Raw genomic sequence first — 15325 nt, 5'->3', positions numbered from 1 at the left:
AGCTTATAAAGATAAAACAAAAAAGGTGGACATATGTCCACCTTTTTTGTTAACAATAATTTTACAATATTCAAATCATACTTAACAACAACTTAATAAGTCCTTAACGATGATATAGAGGTGTTTGTATTTTCTTTGTGACAACAAAAATTTGAAACATAAACAAAACAAAATTTTATTTAAGATGAAAAAATCAATTTTATCAATGTTAGCTATTGCAGCATTAACCTTCACAAGTTGTAATAAAGATAACGATGACAATGGAGGAGATAATGGCTCTTTTGAGTTAAAAGTAAATGATTTAAAAGGAGACATCACAGAAGGAGTTGTTACTCTAGATGCTTCAGAAACATACACTTTAACAGGAGCTTTAGTTGTTAGATCTGGAGCAACATTAACAATTCCTGCAGGAACAAGAATCGAATCTTCTGCAACAGAAGAGGCAACATCTTTATATATTGCTGTAGAAAGAAATGCAACAATTAATATTAATGGTGTAGCAGGTAATCCTGTGGTTATGACTTCTGGAAAATCATCAAAAGCTCAAAGTGATTGGGGAGGTTTAGTAATTTGCGGTAACGGTATTGCTAATACAGGAGCAGATGGTACTTCTGAAGTAGGAGCATTAAGTTATGGAGGTTCTGATAATTCAGATTCTTCAGGTACTATTGAATATTTAAGAATAGAATATACAGGTGCTAAATTTACGGCAAGCAAAGAGTTTAATGGAGTTTCTTTCTTTGCAGTTGGTTCTGGTACTACAGTTAATCATATCTATGCTTATGAATCAGGTGATGATGGAATTGAGTTTTTTGGAGGTGCAGTAAATGCTGATCATCTTGTTATAGAAAATGCATATGACGATTCTTTAGATTTTGCAGATGGATATGTAGGTACTATAAACTATGTTTATATTTCAGGTGTAACAAAAGCAGGTATTGAAGGATCTAACAACGGTAATGATGGAGCTGTTACTCCAATGACAGATGCTACAATTAACAATGTTTCTATTGTAAAAGGAGGTACAGACTTTACAGCTTCAGAACAAGCGATCAACTTTAAAGAAGGAGGAGGTAAGCAAGCTTATACAAATTTATTTGTTGATGGTATAGCTACTGCTTGTAAAATTTCTGGAGACGATACAGCTGCTGCTGCAAGAGTTTCTGCAGGTGATTTTACAATTACTGACTATCAATTTACTGAGGTAGGAGCAGATTTAAATGTAGCTACTTTTTCAGGTGCTACAACTGCTACAGGAGCTGGAAATGGAGCTGCTAAACCATCTTGGGCTTCTGACATCCAATAAGGTTAATATTTTATAAAATATCAAAACCCCACCTTTTTAAAGGTGGGGTTTTTTGTGCGTTTTAGTTTTTTTTATCTTTAAAAGAAAAAGCTAGTTATGAATTTTAAAACTCAAAAAGAAAATATTCTCTTTTTAGATATTGAAACAGTTCCATTGTACAAAACGTTTTCTGAAGTTCCTGATGTTGAAAAAGACTTGTTTGAAAACAAAACGGCTTATAAAAGAGGCGAGGAAATAAGTGCGGAAGAGTTTTATAGCAATGCAGGAATTTGGGCAGAATTTGGAAAAGTTGTGTGTATATCTGTTGGGTATTTTGTTAACCAAGAATTAAGAATCACCTCTTTTGCCTCTAAAGACGAGAAAGAAATTTTAATAGGTTTTAAAAAGTTGTTAGAAGTTCATTTTAATCAACCACAACAGCTTTTATGTGGTCATAACGCTAAAGAGTTCGATTTCCCTTTTATTGCTCGTAGAATGATTGTGCACGGGTTAGATTTACCTGTTAAATTAAACTTGTTTGGAAAAAAACCATGGGAAATACCACATTTAGATACTTTGGAGTTGTGGAAGTTTGGAGATTACAAACACTATACTTCCTTAAAGCTATTAACACATTTATTAGGGGTTCCAAGTCCCAAAGGAGATATAGATGGTAGCCAAGTAGGAACTGTTTTTTATGAACAAGATGACCTACCTAGAATTGTTCGTTATTGTGAACAAGATGTTTTGGCTTTGGCAAGGGTGTATTTGCGTTTTAACAATGAAAAAATTGTTAGTGATGAGGATGTGGTTTTTGTTGCTAAATAATTATAGGAAGACTTTTCTCGGAATAAGTTCTCTAATTTAAAAGTTTCTCATCTCGTCTCCGCTCGATGACCTGTTTTGAGATTAAGGAGGGCGAGCGAAGTCAAGAACTTGTAAAATAAAAAAGTCCAAACTTTATCAGTTTGGACTTTTTTATTTATTAGATGATGTAGATGTAAATCATCATCATTGTTTACGAATCAGTATTTTGATCTAACAAAGCATTCCAACCCTGTGCAGTTAAAGGTACAGATTGATTAGATCCACGAGTAATTAAATTCATTCCACTAGCCTCATCAGTCATGTGACCAATAACAGTTAAGTGTGGATTTCCTTTAATTTTATCAAAATCACTTTGAGCAATGGTGAACAATAATTCATAATCCTCTCCACCATTTAGGGCAACTGTGGTGCTGTTTAAATCAAATTCTTCGCAAGTAGAAATTACTTGAGGGTCTAAAGGAAGTTTATCTTCATAAATATTACATCCTACTTTTGATTGCTGACAAATATGAATGGCTTCGGATGATAAACCATCAGAAATGTCAATCATAGAAGTGGGTACAACCTCTAAATCATGTAAAATTTTAACAATATCTTTTCTAGCTTCTGGCTTTAATTGACGTTCAATTAAATAAGTGTATTCATCTAAATCAGGTTGATTGTTTGGATCTACTTCAAACACTTGTTTTTCGCGTTCTAAAACTTGAAAACCTAAATAAGCAGCTCCTAAATCACCAGTAACCACTAGTAAATCATTTTCTTTTGCGGTGTTACGGTAAGTAATTTTATCATCTTCGGCATGCCCAATTGCAGTTACGCTTATTAGCAACCCTTTGGTAGATGAGGTAGTATCACCTCCAACTAAATCAACATTGTATTTTTCACAAGCTAATTGAATTCCACTGTACAATTCTTCTACAGCTTCTAAAGGAAATCTGTTTGACAAAGCAATAGATACTGTAATCTGACTAGCTTCTGCATTCATGGCATATACATCAGATAAATTAACCATTACGGCTTTATATCCTAAATGCTTTAATGGCATGTACGATAAGTTAAAGTGAATTCCTTCTACTAACAAATCTGTAGTAACAAGGGTTTTTAAACCTTTTGCATCTAAAACAGCACAATCATCACCTACACCTTTAACAGTTGAATTTTGAGTAATGGTAAAATATTGTGTTAAGTGAGAAATTAAACCAAATTCTCCTAGACTTGCAATGTCTGTTTTTTGAGGCGCTTTATCTTCTAACATATACTTTGAAATTTGAAAGGTTTGTGTATTTAAACTACTAATGAAGTATAAGAAATCACTAATAATTCGCAAAGATACATTTTACATTGAGGAAGTCTATTGTATAATAAATATTATTCATATCTCTAATGATAAAAATCAGTTTAAAAATGGTAAATTTGCGGACGTTTAGATTTAATCTATTTAAGTTATGATAAAAGTATCGGATATCGCTAAGAAAAAAGTTGTAGAATTAATGACCGATGATGGTTATGATGCTGCTAATGATTTTGTTAGAGTGGGAGTAAAGAGTGGAGGATGTTCTGGGTTATCGTACGATTTAAAGTTTGATAAAGAGCAACAAGAAGGAGATAAAGTTTTTGAAGACAACGGAGTTAAGATTGTTGTTGATAAGAAAAGCTTTTTATACCTAGTAGGAACAACTTTGGAATATTCTGGAGGATTGAACGGAACAGGATTTGTTTTTAACAATCCTAATGCTAACAGAACTTGTGGTTGTGGTGAAAGTTTTTCACTATAATCAAGTTTTATTAAAAAAATAAGAAAAGAGAGAAATAGGATAAATTTAAGTATAGCACTTGAGTTTAGAATATTCAATTTTTAATTACGAAGTAATGAGTAAATATACAGAAGACGACTTAAGGGAAGAATTAAAAACTAAAGAGTATGAATATGGATTCTATACTTATTTAGATGCAGAAACATTTCCTAAAGGACTTAATGAAGATGTAATCAGAGCAATTTCTTTAAAAAAGGAAGAGCCAGAATGGATGACGGAATGGCGTTTAGATGCTTTCCGCAAATGGGAGGCTATGGCCGAGCCAGAATGGGCAAACGTACGTTACGAAAAACCAGATTTTCAAAACATTAGTTACTATTCTGCACCTAAAAAAGCGGATCCTAACAAAAGCTTAGATGATGTAGATCCTGAGTTGTTAGAAATGTATAAAAAACTAGGAATTTCTGTTGATGAACAAAAGAAATTACAAAACATTGCAGTAGATATTGTAGTGGATTCTGTTTCTGTAGCTACAACATTTAAAAAGACCCTAAACGAAAAAGGAATTATTTTCTGTCCAATTTCTGAAGCAATTAAAGAGCATCCAGAATTGGTAAAGAAATATATGGGTTCTGTAGTTCCTAAAACAGATAACTTTTATGCAGCATTAAATTCAGCTGTGTTTACAGATGGTTCTTTCTGTTATATTCCAAAAGGAGTTACTTGTCCAATGGAATTGTCTACTTATTTCCGTATTAACGAAAGTGGAACGGGGCAGTTTGAGCGTACATTGGTAATTGCTGATGAAGGTTCTTTTGTAAGTTATTTAGAAGGATGTACTGCACCAAGTAGAGATGAAAATCAATTGCATGCAGCAGTGGTAGAGTTAATAGCTTTAGATGATGCTGAAATTAAATATTCAACTGTTCAAAACTGGTTCCCTGGAGATGCTGCTGGTAAAGGTGGGGTTTACAATTTTGTAACCAAAAGAGCTGTTTGTGAAAAGAACGCAAAAGTATCTTGGACACAAGTAGAAACAGGTTCTGCGGTAACTTGGAAATATCCATCATGTATTTTAAAAGGTGATAATTCTACTGGAGAATTTTATTCTATTGCAGTAACAAATAATTATCAACAAGCAGATACAGGAACAAAAATGGTACACTTAGGGAATAATACTAAGAGTACAATTATTTCTAAAGGTATTTCTGCTGGACATTCTCACAATAGTTATAGAGGTTTGGTAAGGGTAAATCCTAAAGCAGAAAATGCTCGTAACTTCTCTCAATGTGATTCTTTGTTGATGGGTGATTTATGTGGAGCACATACTTTTCCATATATAGAGGTTAAAAACAAATCGGCTAAAATAGAGCATGAGGCAACTACAAGTAAAATTGGTGAAGATCAATTGTTTTACTGTAACCAACGTGGTATAGATACTGAAAAAGCGATTGCATTAATTGTAAACGGATTTAGTAAAGAGGTATTAAATAAATTACCAATGGAGTTTGCTGTAGAAGCACAAAAATTATTAGAAATCAGTTTAGAAGGAAGTGTTGGATAATAAAAATGAGTTGTCAAGTTAAAAAGTTATAAAGTAAAAAGTGTTTTAAGTTTGGCTCGGTTTAGTTCTTTTGAGGAAATTGAAGCTTGGAAAAAAGCAAGACTATTCAACAAAGTAATTTACACAATTACAAATGATGGGTTTTTTTCTAAAGATTTTGATTTAGCAAGACAAATAAGAAGAGCTTCAGTTTCAATATCTTCTAATATAGCAGAAGGGTTTGAACGAAATACAAATAAAGAATTTATTCATTTTTTATATATAGCAAAAGCATCAGCAGGAGAAGTTAGGTCACAATTATATTTAGCTTTTGATTTAAAATATATTGATGAAATACAATTTGACAAATTAATAAATGAAGTTTTAGAGATTTCAAAAATTATAAGTGGTTTAATAAAATATTTAAATAAATAGAGTTGGAGTTCTATAAAGTTACTTGATAACTTTGCAACTTTTAACTTTAAAACTATTCATAGAATGTTAAAAATAGAAAATTTACACGCAAAAGTAGAAGATAACGATATCTTAAAAGGATTGAATATTGAAGTAAAAGCAGGTGAGGTTCACGCTATTATGGGACCAAATGGAGCTGGTAAAAGTACGCTTGCTTCTGTAGTTACTGGAAATGAAAATTATGAAGTAACTGAAGGATCTATTACTTTAGAGGGTGAGGATTTAAGTGAATTAGGACCAGATGAAAGAGCTCATAAAGGAGTGTTTTTATCTTTTCAATATCCTGTAGAGATTCCAGGTGTAACAGTAACAAACTTCATTAAAACCGCTATTAACGCTAAGCGTAAAGCTCAAGGTTTAGAAGATATGCCTGCGGCTGAAATGTTAAAGAAAATTAAAGAAAAAGCAGCTTTATTAGAAATTGATAAAACTTTCTTGTCTCGTTCTTTAAACGAAGGATTTTCTGGAGGAGAAAAAAAGCGTAACGAAATTTTTCAAATGGCAATGTTAGAGCCTAAATTGGCAATTTTGGATGAAACAGATTCAGGATTAGATATTGATGCTTTAAGAATTGTAGCTAACGGAGTAAATAAGTTAAAATCTAAAGATAATGCAGTAGTTGTAATTACTCACTATCAACGTTTGTTAGATTATATCGTTCCAGATTTTGTACACGTTTTAGCAGATGGTAAAATAGTAAAATCAGGAGGTAAAGAATTGGCTTTAGAATTAGAAGCTAAAGGTTACGACTGGTTAAAGTAAGATGTGTTATAAAGTTCATAAAGTACAAAGATATTAAAGTCCTACTTTTCTACTTTTCTACTTTTTAACTTTCAACTTTATAAACTAAACAATATGAGTTTACAAAATAAATTGGCAGAAGCGTTTAAGGGAACAGCTAAGAACGTAACTGTAGAAAATTATAAAAAAGAAGCTTTTGAAGCGTTTTCTCAAAAAGGTTTTCCAACAACCAAAGATGAGGAGTGGAAATACACAAGCTTAAGAAGTATCTTAAAAAACGAATACGGAATTGAGTCTGCACAAGCAACATCTGTAACTGCAGAAACCATTGCTCCTTATTTGGTAGAGGGGTTAGATTCTTATAAAATGGTTTTTGTTGATGGTGTTTTTAATGCTTCATTATCTGATACTATTGATGAGGTTTCTGTAAAATTATTGTCAGAAGCAATAGAAGATGCTGCTTATGAAGATATTTTCAAAAACAAATACAATAGCTTAGCTAAAGGAAAAACTAGTTTAACGGATTTAAACACTGCTTTTACAAACGAAGGAGTCGTTATTGAAGTATCTAAAAGCAAAGTTGTTTCTAAGCCTGTAGAGTTGGTTTATTTAGCTTCTGGAGAAACAACTGCAATGTTGTTACAACCTAGAAACTTAATTATTGTAGGAAAAAATGCTCAAGTTAAGTTTATTGAACGTCATCAATCTTTAGCAGATGTAGCTACTTTTAACAATGTAGTAACTGAAGTTTTTGTAGGTCAGAATGGAATTTTTGATTTGTATAAAATTCAGAATGATAAAAATGATGCTTCTTTAGTTGATGCAACTTTTGTGGCTCAAGAAAGAGATACAGTTGCTTCTGTATATACTTTTTCTTTTGGCGGTAATATTACTAGAAATAACTTGTCGTTCTCTCAAAATGGACCTGGTTGCGATTCTATCTTAAATGGTGTTACTATTTTAGAAGGAGATCAGTTGGTAGATAATCATACTTTAGTAGATCATAAATCACCAGATTGCCAGTCTAATGAAACTTACAAAGGAATTTACGGAGGTAAATCTACAGGAGTTTTTAATGGTAAAGTAATTGTAGATCAAGCTGCTCAAAGAATTAATGCATATCAACAAAACGATTCTGTGTTGATTTCTGATACAGCAACAATTAACTCTAAACCTCAGTTAGAAATTTTTGCAGATGATGTAAAATGTTCTCACGGATGTACAATTGGGCAGTTAGATAAATCTGCTTTATTTTACATGCAACAAAGAGGAATTCCTAAGGTTGAGGCAGAAGCATTATTAATGTTTGCTTTCTGTTCTGATGCTATTAAAGAGGTAAAGATTCCTGCTTTAAAGCGTAAGATTAACCAGTTAATGGCTGATAAATTAGGAGTAAATATCCGTTTTGACGAAATCTAAAAAACTGATTATCCAAAATATAAAAAAAGCTTCATAAGAAATTATGAAGCTTTTTTTATACCATAGATTCTCTCTTGCATGAGATGTAAATTAAGTAAAATAAAAAACCGAATACAAAATAAATTGTATTCGGTTTTTTATAAGTTAAATCTTTGTTTTATTAAGCCTCTATAGGAGTAATAGAAACATAAGATTTGTTGTCTCTTTTCTTTTGGAATTCTACGATTCCATCAACTTTTGCATGTAAAGTATGATCTTTTCCCATGTAAACATTTTCACCTGGGTTGTGAGTAGTACCTCTTTGACGTACTATGATGTTACCAGCTAAAGCAGCTTGTCCACCAAAGATCTTTACACCTAATCGTTTCGATTCTGATTCTCTACCGTTCTTCGAACTTCCGACACCTTTCTTATGAGCCATAATATTGTGTTTTTATAAGGTTATTTTTTTCTTTAATAATTTAAATTAGACACTCAAATTAAGCGTTGATAGCTTCAATTTGGATTTCAGTTAAATACTGACGGTGTCCGTTTTTCTTTTTGTAACCTTTTCTTCTTTTCTTCTTGAAAACGATTACTTTATCACCTTTTAAGTGACCTAAAACTTTAGCTTTTACTGAAGCTCCTTCTATAGCTGGGGCGCCAATAGTAACATCACCATTGTTGTCTACTAATAAAACGTTGTCAAAAGAAACTGACTCTCCTTCTTCGTTTTGTAAACGGTGAACGTATACTTTTTGATCTTGCGCTACTTTAAACTGCTGCCCTGCTATCTCTACAATTGCGTACATACTTAAATATTTAAAATGCTTGTTAATAAAATGGACGCAAATATACATTTTATTTTTCAACAAAATGCAACTAAAAAAATATTTTTTTAATCTTTATTATGCTGGTTTTTATATATTTACAGATAGCTATAAACCATTGTATTTGTTGAAAAGTATTTTTAAAATATTATTTTTAAGCTGTTGTTTTCCAGTAATGTTGTCTGCACAAACCAGTGTTAAAGATGTTATTGACGCCTATTTTAATTCTATTGGAGGAATAGAGATGATAGATCAGGTAAATACTTTTTACTCTGTTTCTGAAATGCAAATCAATGGAGAGGACTTTACTATTTATAACAAACAACAAAGACCTAATTTAAAATCTATCATTATAAATAAGAACGGAAAGTTTTTGTCTAAGAAAGTTTTTAATGGTGAAACGGGATACGAAATAATAGGAAAGGTAAAAAAAAGCTACACTAAATCTGAGATTTATAATAAAATAGGTCAGATATCAATTTTTCCTGAGTTTTACTATTTAAAAAAAGCTGTTTTTTTAGGAAAGAAAGAAGTAATGGGTAGAATCTGCAATGTTTTAGGTGTTGGAGAAAAGCGAATTTATTACGATGTATTATCTGGTTTAAAGTTAAAAGGAAGCAATATCAAGTTAATTGGTGGACAAAAGATTTTACAAGAGACTTATTATATAGATTACAAAGAAGTAAAAGGAATTAAATTCCCTGTTACTTATAGAAGCATTATTAAGAATAAAGAAATTGTTTATAATGTGAGATCTATCTCTTTAAATCAGGAGGTAAGTATCTCTGATTTTGAATAGCAAGGGTTTGTAAACTTTTGTACCTTTGGCTTACTTTGTAAAGAAAACCCTAATAAAATGAAAATAACAACAAAATACTTATGTATTGCTTTCTTAGCATTCATTACATTATCAGCATGTAAACCATCTGATAAAAAAAGCGCTGAACAACAAATAGATTTACCTGTAAAAATGCAAACAGCTTCAATAGATATTGAAGGGATGACTTGCGAAATAGGTTGTGCTAAAACTATTGAATCTAAAATTTCTAAAATAGAGGGAGTTACAGAGTCTAAGGTAGATTTTGAAGCTAAAAAAGGAACTTTTACTTTTGATTCTAATAAAACTTCAGAGGCTAGTATCATAAGTACTATTAATGGATTATTGGATGGTAAAACTTATACTGCAAGTGCAGGAAAATCATGTTGTGCCAATAAAGAAGTAAAGGAGTGTACACAAGCTTGTGCAGAAAAGTGTGGTCATAAAGTAGGAGAGGTTTGCGAAAAATGCAGTACTAAAAAAGAATCTTGTTGCGCTACAGATAAAGCTAAAGAATGTTCTAAAGCTTGTGCAGAAAAATGTGAGCATAAAGAAGGTGAAACATGTGCAAAGAGTTCTACTAAAAATGAAACTTGTAAACCTGGTTGCGAAAAACCTTGTTGCTCAACTGAGAGTAAATAAAATTTTCCTTGTATTGCTATGTAAAGGAATGATTTTTGTTGCCAAGTAAAGTCATAAAAGTTGTAATGCCTAATAAATGAAGTTGAGTTTATCCAAAACATTAAATATTGCCATAGTATCTGTTTATTTAATTTTTTTAGCAGGTTCTGTGGTTAGAATGACTGGGTCAGGAATGGGATGTCCGGATTGGCCTAAATGTTTTGGTCATTATATTCCACCAACTTCAGAAGAACAATTAACTTGGAAACCTAATACACCTTTTAAAAAAGGGTATATCATTATTCATAATGATGCGCTTTTTGTGGCAAATACTAGTTTAACTACTTCATCTCAATTTAACCCAGAAAATTGGTCAGCATATAAAAAGCATGAGTATGCTAAGTTTAATGTATATCATACTTATACCGAATATATAAATAGGTTGGCATCTGTGCTTTCTGGTTTTGTGTTTTTGGCTTTGTTATGGACTGTAACTTTTGGTTCTAATAAAAGAAGAGGAGTAGCTCCTTTGGTATATATTGCCTTTTTAGGAATGTTGTTTGAGGCTTGGTTAGGTAAAGTAGTAGTCGATAGTTTTTTAACTCCATATATTATTACTTTACATATGATTGGAGGTCTGTTGATTATAGGTTTGTTATTACGAGCTAAGTTTTTATTAGAGGCAACACCATCATTTAGTAATAAATACAATAAAACTTTTCATGTGTTGTTAATCATTTCGTTAATCATGATGATTGGTCAAATTTTATTAGGAACGCAGGTAAGACAATATGTAGATGAGCAAGTAAAGTTATTTGGTTTTGAGCAAAAAGAATTTAGATTGCTAAACCCTAGTTTTAAGTTTTATTTCCATAGGTCATTTACCATTGCTATTATTGTGGTTAACGCACTTTTATATTGGGTAAATCAGAAATACAATTTAGGATTTAGAGGGGTTAAGTATGTGGTGTTTTTGTTGTTGTTTGAGGCTCTTTCTGGAGTATTAATGTACTACGTAAATTTCCCTTTTGGAACTCAAGCGGTACATTTGTTAACAGGAGCAATGTTGTTTGGAGTGTTGCTTTATATGCTTTTTACTTCTCTTAGATTAAAAAGATTTTCATCTTAATTTTTCCACTCTAAGGTTTCAATTAGTTTTTCAATATCTTTCTTTATATAATCAATTGCGGGTAAAATTGAGTCGTAATTTGGTCGTGCATCAAAATATAAGGCTCCACTTAAAAAGTGTTTGGTAGAGTCTGTGGCTTGGAATTGAATACTAGAAGCTGCATTTCCAGAAACCTCAAATAATTTAGCATATACTTTTTTGTTAGCGTTTTCGTATGGATGCATTTCAATATGATCTGCTTTTAAAGCGTGTTTATAGGTTAGTTTTTCAGCATCAGTCATCAGTTGCGTTAAGTTGTTTTCAACTTTTTGATAGGTCATATTAATATCAGCATTTAATTTAGGGTAGTGTAAATCTGACCAAAATTGATATTGACGACTTAAAATGGCTTGATTAGAATATTGAAAATGATAAGGAAGTTGAATATTGCTTTTTTGATAATTTGCTTTGGGGTAGCTTAGTTTTAAATATGCATTTGGTTTTGGCATAACATCTTGCTCACAACTCATAAGGAGTAATGAAAAACTAAGGAAAGCTGAAAATATTCTCATTTAAAAAGTGCTTTTAGGCAATGGCTACTTTTATTTGTTTGATTCGTTTACGATCTATAGCTTCTACAGTAAACGTAAGGTTTTGATAGTCAATTTTCTCAAATTTTCTTGGGAATCTACCAGACAATTCAAGCAATAACCCTGCTAAAGTTTCAGATTCTCCTTTGTCCTTTTCAAAAGAAATTTCATCAAGTTCTAAAACTTTGCAAAAATCTTTAAGGTTTATTTTACCATCAAAAACATAATTTTTTTCATCAATTTTGGAATAAGATAAATCTACTTCATCAAATTCATCGCTAATATCTCCAACAATCTCTTCAATAACATCTTCTAAGGTAACCAATCCGCTAGTTCCACCATATTCATCAACGACAATGGCTAAGTGGTTTTTACGCTCTTGAAAATCGATTAGCAGGTCATCAAGTTTTTTATTTTCGGGAACAAAAAAGGGTTCTCTAATAAGTGGAATCCAGTTAAATGTTTTTTTATGTAAATGAGGGAGTAAATCTTTTGTGTATAATACCCCTATAATTTCATCAATATTATTGTCGTATACAGGATTTCTAGAAAAACCTTTGTCTGAAATAATTTCTAAAACTTCTATAAAACTTGCTTTTTTAGAAATAGCGCATATATCCATTCTAGGATTCATAATTTGCACCGTTTCTGTGTTTCCAAAATTTACAATTCCTTCGAGAATATTTTTTTGTTCTGCAGTAGTTTCCTCTTCGGAGGTAAGCTCTAGTGCTTGAGATAAATCATCCACAGAAAAATTACTTTTACTACTTCTTAATCTTTTTTCTATAATATTAGAAATTCCAGTTAAAGGACCAGTTAATAAGATAAAAACTTTGTCTAATAAAAGAAGTACAGGGCTCATTAAAAGTGCAAATTCTTTAGCATTTCTAGTTGCGTAAATTTTAGGTAAAACCTCTCCAAAAATTAAAATGATAAATGTAATAAGTACTACTTCTATCAAGAATCGGATGTTTACTTTAAAAAGTATAAGGTTTAATTTGTAGGTTAAATCGCTAAAAAACACTTCTCCAAGACTTGCAAAAAGCAAAACAATTAAAATATTAATGGCATTGTTAGCAACTAAAATATTTGCCAGAAGTCTTTTGGGTTTAGAAATTAGTTTGGATAACTTTTTCGCGTTACCATTATCTAAACTTTCTAAATGGTCTAATTCTGATTTGGTTAAAGAGAAGAATGCAACTTCAGATCCAGAGATTAATGCAGAGCAGATTAATAAGCCTAAAGTAATAAGGCAATCTATAATTGTGTTTATTGGTATTCCGGTATCGTATATGGGCTCAGGCAATGTTCTGTGGGTTTTTAAAATGGTAAATCGTCAATAATTTGTCCAGGTTCTGATTTTCCTGGAGCAGAATTATCGTGTTTATTTTCGTTCTTTGAAGATAAAAAATTCATTTCAACAACGTGAATTTCGGTAGTGTATTTTTTTACCCCTTCTAATTCCCATTCTCTAGTCTTAATTTTTCCTTCGCAATAAACTTTATCTCCTTTGGTTAAAAATTTCTCGCAAATTTCGGCTAATTTATTTCTAACTACAATATTATGCCATTCAGTTGTTGTAGTTTTTTCACCAGTAGTTTTGTTGGTGTAAGTTTCGTTGGTGGCTAATGGAAATCTAGCTACGCAACCACCTCCATCAAAATAGTGAGTTTTAACATTGTCTCCTAAGTGACCTATAAGCATCACCTTGTTTAAAGTACCAGCCATAATTATAATCTTTCAATCAAAAATAACGAAAATTTATTTGCTATTATACTCTTCCAAGAAATTGTGTATCAGTTTAGGAACCGCAAAATCATCAATATTACTCCAAGGAGTAGTTTCAAAATTATCAATAGAATTTGTGTTTAAAATCCAAAAATGAGTATGTAGGTGTTGATGTGTTAATTTGTGAACCCATGGTTCTGGGTTGTATAGGGTTAATTCGGGATTTTTGGTATAGTTATTTTTAAAAAAAGGATCTTCAATTAAAGCTTGGTCATCTACAGGCTTATCTGTTTCGATTAAAGGAAATTGATATAGGTTTTTCCAAATTCCATTACCCGTTCTTTTTTCAATGACAGTAAAATCACCATTATCTATAACTATAAAGTTAAAAAACTTGTTTTTAACTTTTAGCTTTTTCTCTTTTACAGGCAAATCATTAATAAGATTTTTGGCTTTAGCAATACAGCCATCTGCTAAAACACAAGTATCGCAGGTTGGGTTTGCAGGTTTGCACACCATAGACCCAAAATCCATAATAGCTTGATTATAATCTTTTGGATTGGCGTCTTTAATAAGTTCTTGAGCTAGTTCTTTAAAATATTTAATCCCTTTTGGTGAGTTGATGGGTGTGTTTATATTAAAGTATCTAGAGAGTACTCTATAAACGTTACCATCTACTACAGCGGTTTTTTCGTTAAAACAAATCGAGGCAATTGCCGATGCTGTATAATCTCCAACTCCTTTTAGTTTTAATAATTCTTTATAGGTTGATGGAAAAACACCATTTAATTCGTTACATATATATTGAGCAGAAAAATGTAGGTTTCTTGCTCTAGAGTAATAGCCTAATCCTTGCCAATCTTTTAAGACTTCATCTTCGCTTGCATTTGCTAAGTCTTGAACAGTAGGATAGTGCTCTATAAATACCTTGTAATAGTCCAAACCTTGCTGAATTCTGGTTTGTTGTAATATAATTTCTGAGAGCCAAATAAAATACGGATTAGAAGAATTTCGCCAAGGCAAATCTCTCTTGTTGTTTAAATACCACATTTCCAGTATCTTATAAAATTTCATATCTTTGTTCTTAGGAATGCAAACTTACATAAAACTTCTATTAAAAATTGATGGTTAATCTTTTTAGAATTAATTAATTATCCTATATTTGCGTCCTCAATTTTTTTCTAGAAACAATAAATTAATAAGAAATGACGAAAGCAGATTTAGTTACGACAATTGCAGATAAATCAGGAATTGAAAAAGCTGATGTTTTGGCAACTGTTGAAGCGTTTATGGATGAAGTAAAGAATGCTTTAGAGAACGGAGACAATGTTTACTTAAGAGGATTCGGAAGTTTTGTGATCAAAACTAGAGCTGAAAAGACAGGAAGAAACATTTCTAAGAACACAACAATTAAAATTCCAGCACATAATATCCCAGCATTTAAACCTGCGAAGACATTTACTGAAGGAGTTAAAGCAAAAGTAGAAGTAAAGTAGTAGCTTTACATAAAAATAGATTATTAACAATCTCTAAATAAGGAGACTTTAAAATTATAACATTATGCCAAGCGGTAAGAAAAGAAAAAGAGCTAAGATCTCTACTCACAAA

The 15325-nt window shown here is 31.4% G+C and carries 18 protein-coding genes; 11 read left to right on the top strand and 7 right to left on the bottom strand.

Going from position 1 to position 15325, the window contains the following annotated elements:
* Window positions 1-184 precede the first annotated feature (184 nt).
* Both AXE80_RS13330 and AXE80_RS13325 read left to right on the top strand, forming a co-directional pair.
* Complete coding sequence (locus AXE80_RS13330; protein WP_068828186.1) at window positions 185-1306, top strand: hypothetical protein; 1122 nt, start codon at window positions 185-187, stop codon at window positions 1304-1306.
* A gap of 96 nt (window positions 1307-1402) precedes the next feature.
* On the top strand, window positions 1403-2113 hold the full coding sequence (locus tag AXE80_RS13325; protein WP_068828184.1) for a 3'-5' exonuclease: 711 nt from the start codon (window positions 1403-1405) through the stop codon (window positions 2111-2113).
* 190 nt (window positions 2114-2303) lie between these two features.
* On the opposite strand, the gene thiL is transcribed toward AXE80_RS13325, so the two are convergent.
* Window positions 2304-3368 (bottom strand): thiamine-phosphate kinase, encoded by a 1065-nt coding sequence (gene thiL, locus AXE80_RS13320; RefSeq protein WP_068828182.1) that lies wholly within the window; start codon window positions 3366-3368, stop codon window positions 2304-2306.
* Between the two features lie 190 nt (window positions 3369-3558).
* Here thiL and AXE80_RS13315 point away from each other — a divergent pair, with 190 nt between their 5' ends.
* From AXE80_RS13315 to sufD, 5 genes are all read left to right on the top strand, one after another.
* Window positions 3559-3888, top strand: coding sequence for a HesB/IscA family protein (locus tag AXE80_RS13315; protein ID WP_068828180.1), 330 nt, complete (start codon window positions 3559-3561; stop codon window positions 3886-3888).
* Window positions 3889-3982: 94 nt separating this feature from the next.
* Window positions 3983-5431, top strand: coding sequence for a Fe-S cluster assembly protein SufB (gene sufB, locus AXE80_RS13310; protein ID WP_068828178.1), 1449 nt, complete (start codon window positions 3983-3985; stop codon window positions 5429-5431).
* Between the two features lie 51 nt (window positions 5432-5482).
* On the top strand, window positions 5483-5845 hold the full coding sequence (locus AXE80_RS13305) for a four helix bundle protein (protein ID WP_068828176.1): 363 nt from the start codon (window positions 5483-5485) through the stop codon (window positions 5843-5845).
* Window positions 5846-5908: 63 nt separating this feature from the next.
* A complete protein-coding gene (gene sufC, locus AXE80_RS13300; RefSeq protein ID WP_068828174.1) occupies window positions 5909-6646 on the top strand; it encodes a Fe-S cluster assembly ATPase SufC in 738 nt (245 codons plus the stop codon).
* A 93-nt stretch (window positions 6647-6739) separates the two neighbouring features.
* Window positions 6740-8044, top strand: coding sequence for a Fe-S cluster assembly protein SufD (sufD, locus tag AXE80_RS13295; RefSeq protein WP_068828172.1), 1305 nt, complete (start codon window positions 6740-6742; stop codon window positions 8042-8044).
* Between the two features lie 160 nt (window positions 8045-8204).
* On the opposite strand, the gene rpmA is transcribed toward sufD, so the two are convergent.
* Both rpmA and rplU read right to left on the bottom strand, forming a co-directional pair.
* The gene (gene rpmA, locus AXE80_RS13290; protein WP_068828171.1) at window positions 8205-8465 is read right to left on the bottom strand and encodes a 50S ribosomal protein L27; all 261 of its coding nucleotides are present in this window, start codon (window positions 8463-8465) and stop codon (window positions 8205-8207) included.
* A gap of 58 nt (window positions 8466-8523) precedes the next feature.
* Entirely contained in the window at window positions 8524-8835 is a 312-nt protein-coding gene (gene rplU, locus AXE80_RS13285) for a 50S ribosomal protein L21 (RefSeq protein ID WP_068828170.1), read from the bottom strand.
* A 145-nt stretch (window positions 8836-8980) separates the two neighbouring features.
* Here rplU and AXE80_RS13280 point away from each other — a divergent pair, with 145 nt between their 5' ends.
* From AXE80_RS13280 to AXE80_RS13270, 3 genes are all read left to right on the top strand, one after another.
* On the top strand, window positions 8981-9652 hold the full coding sequence (locus AXE80_RS13280) for a hypothetical protein (protein WP_169816829.1): 672 nt from the start codon (window positions 8981-8983) through the stop codon (window positions 9650-9652).
* A gap of 57 nt (window positions 9653-9709) precedes the next feature.
* Complete coding sequence (locus AXE80_RS13275; RefSeq protein WP_068828166.1) at window positions 9710-10312, top strand: heavy-metal-associated domain-containing protein; 603 nt, start codon at window positions 9710-9712, stop codon at window positions 10310-10312.
* Window positions 10313-10388: 76 nt separating this feature from the next.
* Window positions 10389-11420 carry a COX15/CtaA family protein gene (locus AXE80_RS13270; RefSeq protein ID WP_068828164.1) on the top strand — a complete coding sequence of 344 codons (1032 nt, stop codon included), beginning with the start codon at window positions 10389-10391 and terminating at the stop codon, window positions 11418-11420.
* On the opposite strand, the gene gldD is transcribed toward AXE80_RS13270, so the two are convergent.
* From gldD to mutY, 4 genes are read right to left on the bottom strand one after another with little or no spacing between them, the layout of a single operon-like run.
* Complete coding sequence (gene gldD / locus AXE80_RS13265; RefSeq protein WP_068828163.1) at window positions 11417-11971, bottom strand: gliding motility lipoprotein GldD; 555 nt, start codon at window positions 11969-11971, stop codon at window positions 11417-11419. The two genes, AXE80_RS13270 and gldD, sit on opposite strands and share 4 nt — an antisense overlap.
* Window positions 11972-11984: 13 nt before the next feature.
* Window positions 11985-13295 (bottom strand): gliding motility-associated protein GldE, encoded by a 1311-nt coding sequence (gene gldE, locus AXE80_RS13260; RefSeq protein WP_083194680.1) that lies wholly within the window; start codon window positions 13293-13295, stop codon window positions 11985-11987.
* Window positions 13296-13309: 14 nt separating this feature from the next.
* Complete coding sequence (locus tag AXE80_RS13255) at window positions 13310-13717, bottom strand: single-stranded DNA-binding protein (protein WP_068828159.1); 408 nt, start codon at window positions 13715-13717, stop codon at window positions 13310-13312.
* Between the two features lie 33 nt (window positions 13718-13750).
* Window positions 13751-14791, bottom strand: a complete 1041-nt coding sequence (gene mutY, locus AXE80_RS13250) for an A/G-specific adenine glycosylase (RefSeq protein ID WP_068828157.1) — start codon at window positions 14789-14791, stop codon at window positions 13751-13753.
* A 131-nt stretch (window positions 14792-14922) separates the two neighbouring features.
* Here mutY and AXE80_RS13245 point away from each other — a divergent pair, with 131 nt between their 5' ends.
* Window positions 14923-15213: an HU family DNA-binding protein gene (locus AXE80_RS13245; RefSeq protein WP_010136136.1), complete on the top strand. Its 291-nt coding sequence runs from the start codon at window positions 14923-14925 to the stop codon at window positions 15211-15213.
* The last annotated feature ends 112 nt before the right edge of the window (window positions 15214-15325 follow it).

The organism is Wenyingzhuangia fucanilytica (assembly GCF_001697185.1).
Taxonomy (GTDB): domain Bacteria; phylum Bacteroidota; class Bacteroidia; order Flavobacteriales; family Flavobacteriaceae; genus Wenyingzhuangia; species Wenyingzhuangia fucanilytica.
Note: the sequence above shows the minus strand (reverse complement) of the source record. Positions and strands in the feature narration are given on the sequence as shown.

Coding starts and splice junctions, on each gene's coding strand:
- AXE80_RS13330 (WP_068828186.1), top strand. CDS start 185: ATGAAAAAATCAATTTTATCAATGTTAGCTATTGCAGCATTAACCTTC.
- AXE80_RS13325 (WP_068828184.1), top strand. CDS start 1,403: ATGAATTTTAAAACTCAAAAAGAAAATATTCTCTTTTTAGATATTGAA.
- thiL (WP_068828182.1), bottom strand. CDS start 3,368: ATGTTAGAAGATAAAGCGCCTCAAAAAACAGACATTGCAAGTCTAGGA.
- AXE80_RS13315 (WP_068828180.1), top strand. CDS start 3,559: ATGATAAAAGTATCGGATATCGCTAAGAAAAAAGTTGTAGAATTAATG.
- sufB (WP_068828178.1), top strand. CDS start 3,983: ATGAGTAAATATACAGAAGACGACTTAAGGGAAGAATTAAAAACTAAA.
- sufC (WP_068828174.1), top strand. CDS start 5,909: ATGTTAAAAATAGAAAATTTACACGCAAAAGTAGAAGATAACGATATC.
- sufD (WP_068828172.1), top strand. CDS start 6,740: ATGAGTTTACAAAATAAATTGGCAGAAGCGTTTAAGGGAACAGCTAAG.
- rpmA (WP_068828171.1), bottom strand. CDS start 8,465: ATGGCTCATAAGAAAGGTGTCGGAAGTTCGAAGAACGGTAGAGAATCA.
- rplU (WP_068828170.1), bottom strand. CDS start 8,835: ATGTACGCAATTGTAGAGATAGCAGGGCAGCAGTTTAAAGTAGCGCAA.
- AXE80_RS13275 (WP_068828166.1), top strand. CDS start 9,710: ATGAAAATAACAACAAAATACTTATGTATTGCTTTCTTAGCATTCATT.
- AXE80_RS13270 (WP_068828164.1), top strand. CDS start 10,389: ATGAAGTTGAGTTTATCCAAAACATTAAATATTGCCATAGTATCTGTT.
- gldD (WP_068828163.1), bottom strand. CDS start 11,971: ATGAGAATATTTTCAGCTTTCCTTAGTTTTTCATTACTCCTTATGAGT.
- AXE80_RS13255 (WP_068828159.1), bottom strand. CDS start 13,717: ATGGCTGGTACTTTAAACAAGGTGATGCTTATAGGTCACTTAGGAGAC.
- mutY (WP_068828157.1), bottom strand. CDS start 14,791: ATGAAATTTTATAAGATACTGGAAATGTGGTATTTAAACAACAAGAGA.
- AXE80_RS13245 (WP_010136136.1), top strand. CDS start 14,923: ATGACGAAAGCAGATTTAGTTACGACAATTGCAGATAAATCAGGAATT.